The sequence below is a fragment of the Burkholderia sp. WTPI3 genome (genome assembly GCF_021483755.1).
In the GTDB taxonomy this organism is placed as follows: Bacteria; Pseudomonadota; Gammaproteobacteria; order Burkholderiales; family Burkholderiaceae; genus Burkholderia.
Map to the genome: position 1 here is coordinate 140163 of NZ_JAGIXF010000003.1, position 15820 is coordinate 155982.

Annotated in this window: 15 protein-coding genes and 1 pseudogene; 12 read left to right on the forward strand and 4 right to left on the reverse strand. The window is 64.3% G+C overall.

The window, feature by feature from the left end:
* Positions 1-20: 20 nt before the first annotated feature.
* Complete coding sequence (locus tag J7024_RS03005; protein ID WP_124897394.1) at positions 21-209, forward strand: hypothetical protein; 189 nt, start codon at positions 21-23, stop codon at positions 207-209.
* Between the two features lie 31 nt (positions 210-240).
* Here J7024_RS03005 and J7024_RS03010 read toward each other — a convergent pair whose 3' ends face one another.
* Positions 241-738 carry a lecithin retinol acyltransferase family protein gene (locus J7024_RS03010; protein ID WP_124897395.1) on the reverse strand — a complete coding sequence of 166 codons (498 nt, stop codon included), beginning with the start codon at positions 736-738 and terminating at the stop codon, positions 241-243.
* A gap of 470 nt (positions 739-1208) precedes the next feature.
* On the opposite strand from J7024_RS03010, the gene J7024_RS03015 reads away from it, so the two are divergent.
* From J7024_RS03015 to J7024_RS03060, 9 genes and pseudogenes are all read left to right on the forward strand, one after another.
* Complete coding sequence (locus tag J7024_RS03015) at positions 1209-1682, forward strand: carboxypeptidase regulatory-like domain-containing protein (protein WP_124897396.1); 474 nt, start codon at positions 1209-1211, stop codon at positions 1680-1682.
* A gap of 65 nt (positions 1683-1747) precedes the next feature.
* Positions 1748-4056 (forward strand): annotated as a pseudogene (locus J7024_RS37075) (exo-beta-N-acetylmuramidase NamZ domain-containing protein).
* Positions 4057-4854: 798 nt separating this feature from the next.
* Positions 4855-4959 carry a potassium ABC transporter ATPase gene (locus J7024_RS03030; RefSeq protein WP_208446966.1) on the forward strand — a complete coding sequence of 35 codons (105 nt, stop codon included), beginning with the start codon at positions 4855-4857 and terminating at the stop codon, positions 4957-4959.
* Complete coding sequence (kdpF, locus tag J7024_RS03035; protein ID WP_059559490.1) at positions 4956-5051, forward strand: K(+)-transporting ATPase subunit F; 96 nt, start codon at positions 4956-4958, stop codon at positions 5049-5051. The genes J7024_RS03030 and kdpF overlap by 4 nt, the downstream gene beginning before the upstream one ends.
* On the forward strand, positions 5048-6856 hold the full coding sequence (kdpA, locus tag J7024_RS03040) for a potassium-transporting ATPase subunit KdpA (protein WP_124897397.1): 1809 nt from the start codon (positions 5048-5050) through the stop codon (positions 6854-6856). The genes kdpF and kdpA overlap by 4 nt, the downstream gene beginning before the upstream one ends.
* Positions 6857-6950: 94 nt before the next feature.
* Entirely contained in the window at positions 6951-9008 is a 2058-nt protein-coding gene (gene kdpB, locus J7024_RS03045) for a potassium-transporting ATPase subunit KdpB (RefSeq protein WP_124897452.1), read from the forward strand.
* 21 nt (positions 9009-9029) lie between these two features.
* Positions 9030-9611, forward strand: coding sequence for a potassium-transporting ATPase subunit KdpC (gene kdpC, locus J7024_RS03050; RefSeq protein ID WP_124897398.1), 582 nt, complete (start codon positions 9030-9032; stop codon positions 9609-9611).
* Positions 9612-9630: 19 nt separating this feature from the next.
* The gene (locus tag J7024_RS03055; RefSeq protein WP_124897399.1) at positions 9631-10329 is read left to right on the forward strand and encodes a response regulator; all 699 of its coding nucleotides are present in this window, start codon (positions 9631-9633) and stop codon (positions 10327-10329) included.
* Between the two features lie 196 nt (positions 10330-10525).
* Entirely contained in the window at positions 10526-11080 is a 555-nt protein-coding gene (locus J7024_RS03060) for a Bax inhibitor-1/YccA family protein (protein ID WP_234744782.1), read from the forward strand.
* Positions 11081-11746: 666 nt separating this feature from the next.
* Here J7024_RS03060 and J7024_RS03065 read toward each other — a convergent pair.
* From J7024_RS03065 to groL, 3 genes are all read right to left on the reverse strand, one after another.
* A complete protein-coding gene (locus tag J7024_RS03065; RefSeq protein WP_124897401.1) occupies positions 11747-12118 on the reverse strand; it encodes an HPF/RaiA family ribosome-associated protein in 372 nt (123 codons plus the stop codon).
* Between the two features lie 86 nt (positions 12119-12204).
* Positions 12205-12555, reverse strand: coding sequence for a hypothetical protein (locus tag J7024_RS03070; RefSeq protein WP_124897402.1), 351 nt, complete (start codon positions 12553-12555; stop codon positions 12205-12207).
* Between the two features lie 333 nt (positions 12556-12888).
* Positions 12889-14523, reverse strand: a complete 1635-nt coding sequence (gene groL, locus J7024_RS03075; protein WP_124897403.1) for a chaperonin GroEL — start codon at positions 14521-14523, stop codon at positions 12889-12891.
* Positions 14524-14760: 237 nt separating this feature from the next.
* Here groL and J7024_RS03080 point away from each other — a divergent pair, with 237 nt between their 5' ends.
* Both J7024_RS03080 and J7024_RS03085 read left to right on the forward strand, forming a co-directional pair.
* Positions 14761-15042: an Hsp20/alpha crystallin family protein gene (locus tag J7024_RS03080; protein WP_234744783.1), complete on the forward strand. Its 282-nt coding sequence runs from the start codon at positions 14761-14763 to the stop codon at positions 15040-15042.
* Between the two features lie 90 nt (positions 15043-15132).
* Complete coding sequence (locus J7024_RS03085; RefSeq protein WP_175751367.1) at positions 15133-15786, forward strand: dienelactone hydrolase family protein; 654 nt, start codon at positions 15133-15135, stop codon at positions 15784-15786.
* The last annotated feature ends 34 nt before the right edge of the window (positions 15787-15820 follow it).

Genomic DNA, 15820 nt, shown 5'->3' on the forward strand with positions numbered 1-15820 from the left:
CCGTACGGAACGAATCGACCATGCCATGGACTGACGAACGTTATCCGCCGTCGATGCGGAATCTGCCGCCGCCGGTTCGCGGCAAGGCGATCGAGATTGCCAACGCGTTGCTGCGGCAGGGGCGTACCGAGGGCAGCGCGATCCGCATAGCGATCGCGCAGGCGAAACGCTGGGGGTATGCGCGTGCCGCCTTGCGCGGCCGCGGGTGACGCGCGGTGAGTGGCGGCGGTTCGGGCGATGCTAGGCCGCGCACCGGGCCCGGCATTCGCGCTCGACCATCGCCGGATGCGCCCGTGCGACCAGCACACAAGCAATCAGCATGACGACGACCGCGAGGCCGTGCACGGGATTGCGCAGACACGACGCGACCTGCTCGCTCCTCCCGACGCCGAACAGGCACCACAGGCAGAAGTGTTCGCAATTGTTCGTGAGAAGCCGGTAGCGGCATTCGCCGAGGCGCGACGCCGCGCGGCGTGCGGCTTCCGTTCCGTCGTACAGCGTGCGCGCGTGGCGGATCACCGCGAGCTCGAAGCCGGCACGGAAGTCGTCGAGGGTAACGACTTCGACAGGGCCGCCGCTCAGATGGCGCGACCACCCCGCGTAGTGAATCACGTTGCCGCCGCCTATGTAGATCCCGTGATGCAGGTAGCCGGGGCGGCGGGTCACGAGGTGGGCGCCGACCGGCGGTTCGCCATCCAGGTTGGCGTCGTCGGCGAGCGCTGCGGTCGGATCAATCATCGCCAGCTCCTCGGTCCTGCGGCGGCGGGGCGGTAGAACCGCTCGTCGACCGCGAAATGCGTTGCGTCCTGTCACGTCTCCAGTATTGGCGGCGGGGCCGGGCGGAACAATCAGCGTGGCCTGAGCTTGCTGTCCGACGTCGGGGCGGCCGTGTCGGAAATTTCCGACGGACCCTGCAATATCGGCTGACAGCGATCACGGACATCGCGCCGGATGGATGCCGTTTCCTCCCGGTTCCAGGCGTGTCCGGGCGCACCGGCGGCCGGGGGCGCAATCACCGTTTCGCGGGCGTTTCATCCGGTTTGCCCGGCGTCGACAGAAACGCCCTTGACTTGAGTCAACGGAAAATCGACGTTCCGCGCGACGCTGGCATCGTCGCCGATGCGAGCGCACGACGGCATCGCACGCAACACGTTTCGCGACCGGACGGGCGGCATTGCAGCCATGCGTGCTCAATCAGGAGAGTGAAGATGTGGACCGGAACCATGAAGATGCTGCTGGCGACCTGCGTGCTGAGCGTCGGAGCAAGCGCGCTGGCGCAAACGTCGCCCGAGCCCGTCGAGCGCAACGGTGTCGCGTACATCACCGGAGGAATTGGCCAGGACGAGGTCACCGCGTTTCGTGACGTCGCCCCGCGATACAACCTGCGGATCACGTTCGCATCGAAGACCGGCCACTATCTTTCCGATGTCGACGTGACGCTGTCATCCGGCAGGTCGACGATTCTCGACGTGCACACGGATGGCCCGTTCCTGTTCGCACGCGTGCCGCCGGGGCAATATACCGTCTCGGCGCACGACCGGGCCGTCCAGGAAGCGAGACGCGTCGTCGTCCCGGCACGAGGGGGCGTCGACGTGCGCTTTTACTGGCACGACCCCGAGCGGCACGGCGCGATGCGTCTGTGCAAGGCCTGTCCCGAAGCGTATCGGCAGCCGAACCGCTAGCCGTGCGTTCGATCGAGGCCGCCGGGGCGGCGCTGCGCTGCGCTGTTACGTTGACCGTCGCGCTGATGTTCGGCCTGGCATCAACGGGAGCGCGAGCGCAACCCGACCCGACCACGGCGCCGCAGGAGGCCGCCGCGATCGGCGATGCGATCGCCGCCGAGATTGCGGACGGGCACCTTGCCGGCGCGGTGGTCGTGACGGGCGATGCCGGCGGCGTGCGCGTGCGCGTCGCGCGCGGCTTGCGCGTGACGGGCGAGCATGCCGAGCCGATGACGGCCGATACCGTCTTCGATCTCGCGTCGCTGACCAAGCCGGTGGCGACGGCGGTCGCGATCATGCAGCTCGCGCAGCGCGGCATGCTGAGCCTCGACGGGCCAGCCGCACGCTACTGGCCCGCGTTCGGTGCGCACGGCAAGGGCGGCATCACGATCCGCCAGTTGCTCGCACACGTGTCGGGTCTGCCGGCCGGCGTGTCGTCGTCCCGCGCGCTGCGCAGCCGCGCCGCCGTGCTTGCCGACATCGTCGCGATGATGCCCGTCGCGTCGCCCGGCACGCGGGTGCGCTACAGCGATCGTCAATTACGTGGCACTGGCGATCGTCCGGCGCGTCGCACCGGCCGCTCGACGCGTGGTGCGCGGAGCACGTGTTCGGGCCGCTCGGGATGGCGAGTACCCTGTTCCGGCCGACGGGCCAGCTGCTCGCGCGCGTTGCACCCACCGTCGTTCGCGATGGCCGTTTGCTCCGCGGCAGCGTGCATGACCCCGTCGCGGCGGCGATGGGTGGCGTTGCCGGCAATGCGGGCCTGTTCGCGAGCGCGGACGATCTGGCGCGCTTCGCGCGCATGCTGCTGAACGGCGGCGCGCTCGGCCCGGTGCGCGTGCTGACGACGCGCAGCGTCGCCGCGCTCGAGACACCGGCCACGCTCGACGCCGAGGGCGACCTGCACACGCCCGGCTGGGCCATCGGGCCGCCGCTCGTCGCGAACCGCTACCGGCTGCCGCCGGTCGGCGCGCTGCAACACCTCGGCTACACCGGCACAGCGCTCTGGATCGATCCCGCGACGCGACGCTTCGCGATCGTGCTGACGAGCCGGCTGTATCCCGACGAAACCGGCACGGCGATGCCATTGCGCGCGCTCGTGCTCGGGATCGTCTCGAGCGAGGCCGCGCCGGTGACGCCGTCGCAGATTGCGACACGCGTGCCCGCGATGGCGCCGGCCGTCGCGCAGGCCGCCCGGTTGCCGGCATCGCGCGGGCCGGTGCTGGCCGGCATCGACGTGCTGGCGGCGAGCGGCTTCGCGGCCGTAGCCGGCAAGCGCATTGCGCTCGTCACGAACCGCAGCGGCTTCGACCGGCTCGGCCGGCGCACGGTCGATCTGCTCGCGCAGGCGCCGGGCGCGCGGCTCGTCGCGCTATTCGCGCCCGAGCACGGGCTCGGCACCGACGTCGACGAGACGTTCGGCGACACCGTCGACACGACGACCGGCGTGGTCGTTCACAGCCTCTATAGCGAGCGTCGCCGGATCGCGCCCGCGCTGCTCGCCGATGCCGACGTGCTGGTGATCGACCTGCAGGACGCAGGCGTACGCTTTTTCACGTACCTGGCCACGCTCGGCTATGCGCTCGAGGCCGCCGCCGCCGCCCATCTTCCCGTGATCGTGCTCGACCGCCCGGACCCGCTGGGCGGCGATGCGTTCGGCGGGCCCGTGGCCGATGCCGGGCCGGCTACGTTCACCGGCTATTACCCGCTGCCGCTCCAGCCGGGGATGACGCTCGGCGAACTGGCACGGCTGTTCAACGACCGCCTGCATATCGGCGCGGCACTCAGCGTGGTGCCGATGGCGAACTACGTGCGCGCGATGCGCTTCGACGACACCGGGCTCGGGTGGGTGCCGCCATCGCCGAACCTGCGCGATGGCGCCGCGCTGTCACGCTATCCGGAGACGGGGCTCATCGAGGGGGCGGCGGTCAGTGTCGGGCGCGGCACCGCGACACCTTTCGGCGTAGTCGGCGCACCGTGGATCGACGCGCGCATCCTCGCGGACGATCTGCGCGCGATGCGGCTCCACGCGACGTTCTCGCCCGTTCGCTTCGTACCGGCGGAGGGGCCGTATCACGGCAGGTTGTGCGAAGGGGTGCGCATCGAGCGGCTGCCCGGCGCGACGCGGCCGGGCGAGATCGGGCTGGCGCTCGCGTTGGCGCTGCACCGGCGTTATCCGGCGCAGTTCCGGATCGATGCGATACGGGCGTCGGTTGGCTCGCGCGAAGTGGCGGACATGCTGGAAGCCGGGCGTTCGCTTGACGACATCGAACGTGTCGTCGATGCGCAGGATGCCGTGTTCGCACGCGAGCGGGCGGCGTTCTTGCTGTACTGAGTTCTGGTCGGCGCGGTCGATATGCGTCGATGAGGCGTCGGCCGCCCCGTTCCGCATTCAGCCGGTCGACGCTTGCGGAGCTTGTCCCCGTCCGGCGCGAGCACAACACGGCTCGTCGCGAGGAGGCAGCGGCCAAGGCACAGCTCTAGGCCGCTCTACGTGGGGCCAGCGTTAGCGGTCAGGATCTAAAAAAATAGCCTACCTAATCATGTGCTTGCCACTATCCCTCTTATTGTTCCTCGGTGGATTCTCTTGAGGCATGTCAAGCCATTCAAGGCTCCAGGTTGCACGATGGATCTGACGAGCAGCGCGACAAATAGCTCGGACAAGGAGAAATGGCAGGGAAATCCCGCTACGCGATCTGCTGACGATCTCGTATCGGACGGGATTCGGCGCGCTCGTGGAGCTATACCGGATGTGAGCGCCTGACGCACCCGTCTTCCCGCACATATTGCCGATGCTCTATCTCTCCGCGATGGTGATCCTCGCATAGCCACAATGAACAAAGCGCAACTGCATGAGGGTAACCGCATGCAGGGGGGAAGCGTGGTGCGCAATCGCGAACCGATGCACAAGAACCACGAAGATGGCGCTGCCGAGCAGGGCGAGCAGCTGTGACGCCACGAAGCTCTCGCGACCAACGCGAAACGGTGGAAACGGCGGAAGCGGCGGCTGTGCGATGAATGGGACTACCCCGGTTTTTACGGGCCGTTTACACGAAATCGCGCCGGTTTTTCGGGAAAGTTACGATGCGTTGAATACGCTGAATCCAGCGTAACTCCGCTTGAAGGAGTCGTTATGGATCTCCTCTATCTGATCGCTATTGCCGTGCTCGCCATCTTGATCGGCGGCCTCGCCGCAGGCTGCGACAAGCTGCGCCGCACCTCGGGAGGCCGCTCATGATTGCCTGGATGATGTGGCTCGCAGGGGCGGCGACGGTCATTCTGTTCGCCTACCTCCTCTATGCGCTACTGCGCGCGGAGCAACTCGAATGAACGTGAACAACTTGCTCCAGACCGGCCTTTATATCGTCGTATTGATCGCACTCGCGATTCCACTTGGCCGGCATATCGCGAACGTGCTGGACGGCTCGTCCGTTGTCGTGCGGCGTATCGGGCGTCCGATCGAATCCTCGCTCTATCGGTTGGCCGGCGTCGACCCCGATGCCGAGATGTCGTGGAAGCATTACGCGATCGCGGTGCTTGCCTTCAATGCGCTTGGCGTAGCGGTCGTCTATGGCGTGCTTCGCATCCAGCAGTGGTTGCCGGGCAATCCGCAAGCGTTCGGCCCGATGACGCCCGACGCCGCGTTCAACACGGCAGTCAGCTTCGTCACGAACACGAACTGGCAGGACTACACGCCCGAGCAGACGGTGAGCTACCTGACCCAGATGATCGCGCTGACCGTCCAGAACTTCTTCTCCGCGGCGACGGGTATCGCGGTCGTGTTCGCATTGATTCGAGGATTTGCGAGGCACACGTCGAAGACGGTCGGCAACTTCTGGGTCGACCTCACGCGCATCACGCTGTACGTTCTGACGCCGTGTGCGTTCATCGTCGCGTTGTTGCTCGTCAGTCAGGGGGCGATCCAGAATTTCGCGTCCTATACCGACGTTCCGACGCTTCAGGTCACGCACTACCAGGCTCCGAAGACGGATGCGCAAGGCAACCCGATCAAGGACGCGAAGGGCAACCCGGTGATGGCCGACTTCAAGGCCGACAAGCAGACACTTGCGATGGGTCCGGTTGCGTCGCAGGAAGCGATCAAGATGCTCGGCACGAACGGCGGTGGCTTCTTCAATGCGAACTCGGCGCACCCGTATGAGAACCCCACGCCGCTATCGAACTTCATCCAGATGATCGCCATGCTGGTTATCCCGGCGGCACTTTGTGTCGTGTTTGGACGGACCGTCGGAGATCGACGTCAGGGGTACGCGATTCTCGCAGCGATGACGATTGCGTTCGCGATCGCGTGCTGGGGCGAGATATCCGCCGAGCAGGCGGGCAATCCCGTCTTGACTACGTTGCATGTCGATCAGCAGGCCTCCGCGCTTCAGGACGGCGGCAACATGGAAGGCAAGGAGACACGTTTCGGCATCGCGCAGTCGGGGATCTTCACTGTCGCGACGACATCGGCTTCGTGCGGCGCAGTCAACAACATGCACGACTCACTGACGCCGCTCGGCGGGTTCGTGCCGCTGCTGCTGATCCAGCTCGGCGAAGTCATCTATGGCGGTGTCGGTTCCGGACTGTACGGCATGCTGATCTTTGCGCTGCTCGCGGTGTTCGTCGCCGGTCTGATGATCGGGCGGACGCCCGAATACATCGGCAAGAAGATCGAATCCTATGAGATGAAGATGGTGTCGATCGCGGTGCTGCTGACGCCGTTGCTTGTGCTGGTCGGTGCGTCGATCGCCGTATTGTCCGCAGCCGGTGTGGCGGGGATCGCCAATCCCGGGCCGCATGGCTTTTCCGAGATTCTTTACGCGTACAGTTCGGCGGCCAACAACAACGGCAGCGCGTTCGCGGGCCTGTCCGTCAATACGCCTTTCTATAACGTGACGCTCGCCGTCGTGATGTGGTTCGGCCGCCTTGGCACGATCGTTCCGGTGCTGGCCATCGCCGGCTCGCTCGCGGAGAAGAAGCGCATAGCGGTCACCGCGGGCACGCTCCCGACTCATGGACCATTGTTCGTGATCTTGCTGCTCGGCACGGTGATTCTCGTTGGCGCGCTCACCTATGTGCCTGCATTGGCGCTCGGGCCCGTCGTCGAGCATCTCATGATGATCGCGGGGCACTGAAGTTTCGGATGACGAGGTTCGTATGACTATCGATACTCAACAACCGGCGCATCAGAAAGACAACCTCGGCCACGCGCGGCTCGCCGCGCGGTCGATGTTCGATCTGGCGATTGTTCGGCCTGCGCTGGTGGATTCATTTCGCAAGCTGGCGCCACGCACGCAGCTGCGTAATCCGGTGATGTTCTCCGTGTATGTCGGCAGCATCCTGACAACCGTCTTGTGGATCGCCGCGTTGCGAGGCGAAGCTGAGGCACCGGCGGGCTTCATCCTCGCGGTCGCACTATGGCTGTGGTTCACAGTGCTGTTCGCGAACTTTGCCGAGGCGCTCGCGGAAGGGCGCTCGAAAGCGCAGGCGGCATCGCTGCGCGCGGCACGTCATGATGTGATGGCGAAGAAACTGGAGGGACCTCATCCCAAATCGCCGGTCCGCGTCATGGCGGCGAGCGATCTTCGCAGGGATGACGTCGTGCTTGTCGAGACCGGGGACACGATCCCCGCTGACGGCGAGGTGATCGAAGGCGTCGCGTCGGTCGACGAGTCGGCAATCACCGGCGAATCCGCGCCGGTGATCCGGGAGTCCGGCGGCGACTTCTCGTCAGTGACGGGCGGCACGCGTGTGCTGTCCGACTGGATCGTTGTCCGGGTGACGGCGAATCCGGGCGAGGCGTTCCTCGACCGGATGATTGCGATGGTCGAAGGCGCGAAACGCCAGAAGACGCCGAACGAGATCGCGCTGACGATCCTGCTCGTCGCGCTGACGATCGTGCTGTTGCTGGCGACTGCCACGCTGCTGCCATTCTCGATCTTCTCTGTCGCGGCGGTAAAGGCCGGGCACGCAGTCACCATTACCGCGCTCGTTGCGCTGCTCGTGTGCCTGATCCCGACGACCATCGGGGGCTTGCTTTCCGCGATCGGCGTGGCCGGCATGAGCCGCATGATGCAGGCGAACGTGATCGCGACATCGGGCCGTGCAGTCGAGGCAGCCGGCGACGTCGACGTGCTGCTGCTGGACAAGACGGGCACGATCACGCTTGGCAATCGTCAGGCGTCGGCCTTCTTTCCGGTGATGAACGCGACTGAAGAGGCGCTTGCTGATGCGGCGCAACTGGCGTCGCTGTCCGATGAGACGCCGGAAGGTCGCAGCATCGTGATCCTGGCGAAACAGCGATTCAATATTCGCCAGCGTGACATGACGGCTTTACACCCGGTGTTTCTTTCATTCAGCGCACAGACCCGCATGAGCGGAGTCGATCTGCCGGATCGGGAAATCCGCAAGGGTGCCGCCGATGCAATCAAATCCTACGTCGAGGCGCGCGGGGGGCGTTTTCCTGCCGACATCGACCAGATCGTCACGGATATTGCGCGACGCGGCAGCACGCCGCTGGTGGTGGCGGAACTGCATGACGGGCTCGCGCGTGCGCTCGGGGCGATTGAACTGAAGGACATCGTGAAAGGCGGCATCAAGGAGCGCTTCGCCGAATTGCGCAAGATGGGCATCAAGACCATCATGGTGACCGGCGACAACCGCCTGACCGCGGCCGCGATCGCTGCGGAGGCGGGGGTGGACGATTTCCTTGCCGAGGCGACGCCGGAAGCGAAACTGACGACCATCCGGGCACATCAGGCCGAAGGGCGTCTGGTGGCAATGACGGGCGACGGCACGAACGACGCGCCGGCGCTCGCGCAGGCCGACGTCGCGGTCGCCATGAACACCGGCACGCAGGCGGCGAAGGAGGCCGGCAACATGGTCGACCTCGATTCGAATCCGACCAAGCTGATCGAGGTCGTCGAGATCGGCAAGCAGATGCTGATGACACGCGGCTCGCTGACAACGTTCTCGATTGCGAACGACGTCGCGAAATACTTCGCGATCATCCCTGCGGCGTTTGCAACCACCTACCCGCAACTGCGTGTGCTGGACGTGATGCGGCTGACGTCACCGTCATCCGCCATTCTGTCGGCGGTTATTTTCAATGCGTTGATCATCGTGGCGCTGATTCCGCTTGCGCTCAAAGGGGTGAAGTATCGTCCGCTCGGCGCGGCGTCGCTGCTGCGTCGAAACCTGTTGATCTACGGGCTGGGCGGCATCGCGCTGCCGTTCCCGTTCATCAAGCTGATCGACATGATCCTGACCGCGTGCGGATGGGCTTGAAGGATTGAAGAGGCATACATCATGAAAACCGTCATTCGACCGGTACTTGTGTTGTTCGCGCTGCTGACCGTGATAACGGGCGGTATTTATCCGCTCGTGGTGACCGTGATCGGCCAGGCGGTGTTTCCGTGGCAATCGAACGGCAGTCTGTTGACGAGGAACGGCAAGACCATTGGCTCTGCGCACATCGGTCAGCAATTCGATGCGGCCTACTACTTTTGGGGGCGCCTCTCTGCAACCACGCCCAATCCTTATAACGCATCCGGTTCGAGCGGTTCGAATCTCGGGCCGACCAACCCTGCACTGGCCGACGAGGTCAAAGGTCGAATCGATGCCCTCAAGGCCGCAGGAACCGACACCACGAAGCCGATTCCGGTCGATCTGGCGACGTCATCGGGCAGCGGCCTCGATCCGGACATCACGCCGGCCGCCGCCGCTTATCAGGCGGAAAGGGTCGCAAAAGCGCGCGGTCTGCCAGTCGATCAGGTCGACCGGTTGATCGCCGAACACACGTCGGGGCGCCAACTTGCGGTGTTGGGAGAGCCGCGGATCAATGTGCTGCAGTTGAACCTCGCGCTTGACGACTTGAAGCCCATGCGTTGACACGCCAATCTGCCCGGACATGAACGAACCCCATGTAACTGGCATCGTGATCGACAACGAGGCGGCCATCCGGCACTTCGTTTGCGTGGCGCTCGAAGCGGACGGAATATCGGTCTTTCCGGCGGATGCCGGTGTAAGCGGGCTCGCGGAGATCGAGCGGCGACACCCGGATTTCGTGATCGCCGATATCGACGTACCCGATATGGACGGTCTGGAACTGATACGAGAAATTCGCCGATCGTCGTCTGCCTTACTCGTCATATTGTCGTCGAGGAATCGAGAGTCGGACAAAGTTGCCGCGCTCAATGCCGGTGCGGACGACTATTTGACCAAACCATTTGGCGCTGCTGAACTCGTTGCTCGAATTCATGCCCACCTTCGGCGGCATGCGACGGGTTCGCTCCCGTCGCATGGAATTGTTTGTTTCGGTGGCGTGGAAGTCGACCTTGGTAAGCGCATCGTTTTGCGTGAAGGTAATCCGGTTCACTTGAGCCGAACGGAATATCGTCTTCTTGCTCTTTTAGCCCGCTATCCGGGGCAGGTGCTCACACATGAGCATTTGCTGGCGGAGATCTGGGGACCGTCACGCGCAATGAATCACCATTATCTACGCGTATATGTCGGGCATCTTCGGCACAAGCTCGAGCAAGATCCGGCTCATCCCAAGCACATTGTGACGGACACGTGGGGCTATCGTCTCGACGTACCAGGGTGCTAGCGACGCCGCCTTCCGGCGAGCCTTCCTTCTTCTCGTTGACATCTCTGCTCGCATGACCGTCCAGTTTCATCACAGCCGATGCCTATCCCGTTGGCACCTCGCTACGCGTGCGGCTCATCGATTCGGGACGAATGGAAATCATCGCATTTTTCCGAACCCGCCCGATGTTCCGACTCGAAGCGGTCGGAGACATCGAGTGTCGAACGCCGGAACGCCCCTCATCTGGATCGTGCTGCTCGCCCCTCTGGGGCGCGTCATGTCTCTGAGTATTCGCATCGAGCACATCAGCCGTGCCGCAGCGCAGATTAGTTTCTGGTTTTATGCCACGCTGGCTGGCCTGTCCCTCGCCGGGATCTTCCTCATACATGCAGGCGAGAGCGTCGCACGCGTGTTCTTCATCAGCGCGGCCAACTTCGGTGCAATGAGCCTCTATGGGTACTCGACGCACTCCGACCTCTCGCGCCTCGGTGCGTTTCTTTTCATGGGGCTTGTCGGTATCGTTATTGCAGGGCTCGTGAATCTCTTCGTGGATTCCGCGGCACTGCAATTCGCCGTTTCCGTGATCGGCGTGCTCGTGTTCACGGGCCTTGCAGCATACGACACGCAGCGGATTAAGCGCATCTACACGGCAGGCGAAGATCGCGAGATCGCCGGCAAGAGCGCGATCATGGGCGCGCTTGCCCTCCACCTTGATTTTCTCAATCTCTTCCTGATGCTGATGCGACTCTTCGGTAACCGACGTCGCAGCTAGGTAAGCGGTTTCGGATCGTGACCGAGAGCGCTGCGGCATGCCTCCGGGGCACCACTGGCGCCGAGACGATTTAGTGTGGAGGCGTGCAATGCCGCTTGCGGACGAGGAACCGTCGAAGTACAGCTCAGATTGAGGGACCGCGTTCGGAGTCTTGTCCTGGTGCGCGCTATGAGAATAACGTTGGCTGTGGAACTGCCGTTCGCGATCGCACCAGCACATCCTTTGCGCCGGCGATCAGCTCGCGGGTTTCGGGTGCCAGGGCGTACAGCGCTGTCCAGCGCGGCATTCGCATCGGTGCCGGTTTGCTACAGCAATGCAGTACTCGTCAGCGATTCGGCCGCATCCTGCTGCACAAGGGCGAAGAGTACGGTGGACGCTTGGTGCGCCGTTTACACGGTCATCCGGATACCGAGCCGACGGCTTCGCTGCGCGCCCGTGTCCGGCGCGGCATAACGCTTGCTCCGCCCTTGCGTGCGCATGGATAACCTGTATGGCCGCCAGATGCACGTTCCCGTGACTTGCCGCTGCCGGGGCCGCTGAATGCACGAAAACGTGGCGCTCCGGTTCGGTTGGAAGGCCGGCGCGTGAATCGCGTCGATCTGGATTGGGCGTGAGACGGTTTCGTGGTCCGGCACTGGCGACGACTGTGTCGCATAAAAGCGCGTGCTATTTTCCCGCATCGTTTCGCGCCGCGAGGCCGACCGGGCGTCCGTCGCGTTGCTTGCCGCGACCTCGCTGCTTGCGTGCAGTGTCTCCCAGCATTCGTGTGACGTTTCCGAACGCATTGCGAAGCGCGAGGTACACGTCCTCGTGGCGTTCCTTGCTGGACACCAGTTCATATCCGGGAACCATGACCTTGATCCGGACATTGAACGGTTTTCCTTGCAGGTGGTGCTTCTCGTCGAGCACGACTTCGATTCGACAATGTGTGATGTCCTGCCGGAATCGATCTAGCCTGGACACATGCCGCGCTGCGGCTGCCTCAAGTGCGTCCGAGTGTGACATGCCTTGAAAGACCAGCTCATACGGTGGCTTCATGGTTTGATCCGTCGATAGTGGTCGAATCCCTTCCACGGGGGAAACCGTCGTGCCCGTCAGCCCATTGACGCGTCCATGACGGGTATTCAGAAAGCGGCGACCTGCAGGGCGATATCGAATGCGATCACCAGCACCGAGCACAGCACACCGAGCGTCAGGTTCGCGAGTCGATGCGCGACGTCCGGACGTTTGCCGGCCCACGCGGTGATGAAGAACAGCCCGTCCAGAATTACCTGCAGTGCGAACACGATCAGCATCAGCGTGAATTCATAGCCGGCCTGTGGCAGTTGCGCGAAATGCCAGCCATGCTGAACGACCCAATGGCCGATTCGATAAACCTCGTAGCCGGCGAGCAGCAGCGGAAATACGAAGGAGACGAAGTAAGTCGGCAACGTCGCGTGCCGAAACTCGGGAAGGAAGTGATGTCCGGTCTGCATGGTTGCCTCCTGGCCTGAAAGCGCTTTTGAACGATGTCAGCCGCATTTACAGCGTAGGCCTGCGATGCATGCGCGGCTTGACACGCATCAATGGCCCGCGCGGCCGTGAGGACCGAACGTGAGCTCGCGCGCGGCGCTGCCCGGGGTAACCGACGGTGTCCGCGCGCGGCAATCGACGCACTCGACCTCGGAAGCATCCGTTGGCGTTGCGGACCGATAGCGGAAGCGATGCGAAATCCGACGCGATGCGCATACGGCGTGCCGGTGACGCGCGCCGTTGCGTGTCGCGCATGCTGAGCAGGTCGTTCGAGACCCACCCGGTACGTGGACGGATCAGCCCGGTTCATCGCCCCAGTTTCCGGCGCCCGGGGCGCCGCGCAACGGGCCAGTGCGTGGGCGACTGGCGATCATGCAGTCCGTGGTAAGCAGCAGGGCCGCTACCGAGATCGCGTTCTGCAGCGCCGAGCGTGCCACCTTGACGGGGTCGACGATTCCAGCTGCGATCATGTCGCCATAGGTTGCCGTTGCCGCGTCATAGCCGAATGGTCCGGTCGCGGAATCGACCGCGTGTACGATGGCCTGTGCGTCCGCCCCGGCATTCTCGGCGATCTGGCGAAGCGGTGACGCCAGGGCGTCGTGCACGATCCGTGCGCCGGTACGCTGCGCATCCGTCAGGTTTGCGCCGCTGACCTCGATCGCGCGCCGCGCACGCAGCAGTGCGACGCCGCCGCCGGGCACGATGCCTTCCTCCATCGCGGCACGCGTCGCATGCAATGCATCCTCGAAACGGTTCTTGCGTTCGCGCAGCGCGGTTTCCGTCGCGGCGCCGACACGAATCACCGCGACGCCGCCTGCGAGCTTCGTCAACCGCCGCGTCAGCGCGTCGCGCTCGTAGCCGGGTGGAGTCGCGGCAACACGCGCACGCAATGCCTGGATGCGGTCGTCGACGGGCTTGCGCTCACCGTGCCCGGCGATGACGGTTGTGGTTTCGCGCGTAATCTCCACGCGACGCGCTGCGCCGAGATCGTCCAGCGTCGTGCGCTCGAGTGTGCGTCCTGCCTGCGCTGAAATGACGGTTGCGCCGGTCAGTGCGGCGAGGTCCGCAAGCTGTTCGGTGCGTGCCTCGCCGAATCCCGGCGAGCGGATCGCGCAGGATTTCAGCGTACCGCGCAGATGGTTGACGACGAGGGTCGCAAGCGCTTCGCCTTCCACTTCGTTTGCGACAACCAGAAGCGGCTTGCCGGTGCTGCTGAGCGCCTCGAGCACCGGCAATAGTTGCGCGATTGAACTGATGTTCATGTCGCAGAGCAGGATCCGCGGCTCCTCGAGGACGACGCGATGACTGTCCGATTCGACGAAAAGCGGCGACAGATAACCGCGATCGATCAGCGAGCCGTCCACCGTCTCGAGCGTGTCGTCGAGCTTCGTGCCGTCTTCGATGCTGATCGCGCCGTCCCTGCCCACGCGCTCGACGGCCTGCGCGACGAGCGTGCCGATCGTGTTGTCGCCGCTTGCGGAAATCGTCGCGATCTGGCGCATTTCGTCCGCGCTCGCGCAGGGTTTCGACACGCGGTGTAGTTCGGCGACCACGTCGCGGCCGGCCGCTTCGATCGCGCGCTTGAGCGCCATCGGGTCGTGTCCGGCAGTGACGCATTTGATTCCTTCGGCGACGATCGCCTGGGCGAGGGTGGTGGCGGTAGTCGTGCCGTCGCCGGCGACTTCGCTCGTGCGGGTTGCCACTTCGCGCAGCAACCGGGCGCCCATTTCCTCGAACGGATCGGGCAGGTCGACAGAGCCGGCCACAACGACACCCGAGTTCGCGACCATCGGCGCGGCGCCGGGCTGCTCGACGATCACGTTGCGCCCGCCGGGACCGAGCGTGATCTTGACGGCCTCGGCCATCGCGTTGACGCCTTTGAGCAGGCGCTGGCGCGCATCCTGATGAAAGACCAGCGATTTTGCGGGCACGATACGTCTCCTGTTACAGGAAGCCGGGCAGGATTCGTCGCGGCACCGGCTACCGATATTCCACCTGCAGGCGGATCGGACGGGTTGACCTGGGTCAACGAGCGCGAGGCGTTGCGCACGGTCGCATGTTCGCAAGAGGCATGTCCCGTCTTCTCATCCCGAGCGTTGATCTGCATCAAGTGCCGCGGTGTCTGTCAATCGAGAATGAGTACGGCAGTGACGGGAAGGCGCTACGACATGAACGCATCGTCCCGCCGACTTTCGTTCAGGCAGTCGCAGGAGAGCACGGCGCGTTCGCCGATGGCGCCGCGATGGCATCCGGTCGAAGCGCTGCGGCACAGGGACTATTTCGTTCGCGATCGACACTTCGGTTTGTTCGAGCGCGACTTCCTCGTGCCTACCGGTGTCGACTGGAACAAGTTGGTGGCGTCGCTGCGGAAGGACGTGTTGAAGGTCACGCCGCCGAAGACGTCGGAAGCCCTCAAAGCCGGGAAGAAAATCAAGGTCAAGGCAAGCTGACGTGGAGGCGAGGCGCGATTGTGTGGGGCGCGCTCGGGTAGCGATCTCGGGCGGTACCCGTACGGACCGTGATGACGTCGGGAGCGATGGATGCAAACGCTGTACGTGGAGATTCCCGTCGACTATGTCACGCTTGACGGGATTCTGGAGATTCCCGATGACGCCAGCGCGATTGTCGTGTTCGTGCATGGCAGCGGCAGCAGCCGCTTCAGTCCACGCAATCGGCAAGTGGCGGCAGGTTTGCAGCACGCAGGTTTCGCAACGCTGCTGTTCGATCTGCTGACGCTCGAGGAGCAGCATCACGACGACGTCGACGCGACCTACCGCTTCAATATCGCGCTGCTGGCACGCCGGCTGAACGCGACCCTTGCCTGGCTGGCGCAAAGGCCAGACGTCGGGATGCTCCGGGTCGGCCTTTTCGGCGCAAGCACGGGTGCCGCAGCCGCACTCGTTTCGGCCGCGGGGACCAGCATCGTGGGCGCCGTCGTATCGCGGGGCGGCCGACCCGACCTGGCGTGGACGACGCTCCCGTCGGTCCGCGCACCCACACTTCTGATCGTCGGCGAGCTCGACACGGACGTGATCAGGCTGAATCAAAAGGCCGCCGGGCAACTGACGTGCGAGCATCGCATCGCGATTGTGGCGGGTGCGACACACCTGTTCGAGGAACCCGGCGCGCTCGACGAAGTGACGCGCCTTGCCGTCGGCTGGTTCGAGCGCTGGTTGCGCCCGCGGCCCTCCTGAATACAGCACCGTGTCGTGACTTGGAGATGCGCCG

Coding starts and splice junctions, on each gene's coding strand:
- J7024_RS03005 (WP_124897394.1), top strand. CDS start 21: ATGCCATGGACTGACGAACGTTATCCGCCGTCGATGCGGAATCTGCCG.
- J7024_RS03010 (WP_124897395.1), bottom strand. CDS start 738: ATGATTGATCCGACCGCAGCGCTCGCCGACGACGCCAACCTGGATGGC.
- J7024_RS03015 (WP_124897396.1), top strand. CDS start 1,209: ATGTGGACCGGAACCATGAAGATGCTGCTGGCGACCTGCGTGCTGAGC.
- J7024_RS03030 (WP_208446966.1), top strand. CDS start 4,855: ATGGATCTCCTCTATCTGATCGCTATTGCCGTGCTCGCCATCTTGATC.
- kdpF (WP_059559490.1), top strand. CDS start 4,956: ATGATTGCCTGGATGATGTGGCTCGCAGGGGCGGCGACGGTCATTCTG.
- kdpA (WP_124897397.1), top strand. CDS start 5,048: ATGAACGTGAACAACTTGCTCCAGACCGGCCTTTATATCGTCGTATTG.
- kdpB (WP_124897452.1), top strand. CDS start 6,951: ATGTTCGATCTGGCGATTGTTCGGCCTGCGCTGGTGGATTCATTTCGC.
- kdpC (WP_124897398.1), top strand. CDS start 9,030: ATGAAAACCGTCATTCGACCGGTACTTGTGTTGTTCGCGCTGCTGACC.
- J7024_RS03055 (WP_124897399.1), top strand. CDS start 9,631: ATGAACGAACCCCATGTAACTGGCATCGTGATCGACAACGAGGCGGCC.
- J7024_RS03065 (WP_124897401.1), bottom strand. CDS start 12,118: ATGAAGCCACCGTATGAGCTGGTCTTTCAAGGCATGTCACACTCGGAC.
- J7024_RS03070 (WP_124897402.1), bottom strand. CDS start 12,555: ATGCAGACCGGACATCACTTCCTTCCCGAGTTTCGGCACGCGACGTTG.
- J7024_RS03080 (WP_234744783.1), top strand. CDS start 14,761: ATGAACGCATCGTCCCGCCGACTTTCGTTCAGGCAGTCGCAGGAGAGC.
- J7024_RS03085 (WP_175751367.1), top strand. CDS start 15,133: ATGCAAACGCTGTACGTGGAGATTCCCGTCGACTATGTCACGCTTGAC.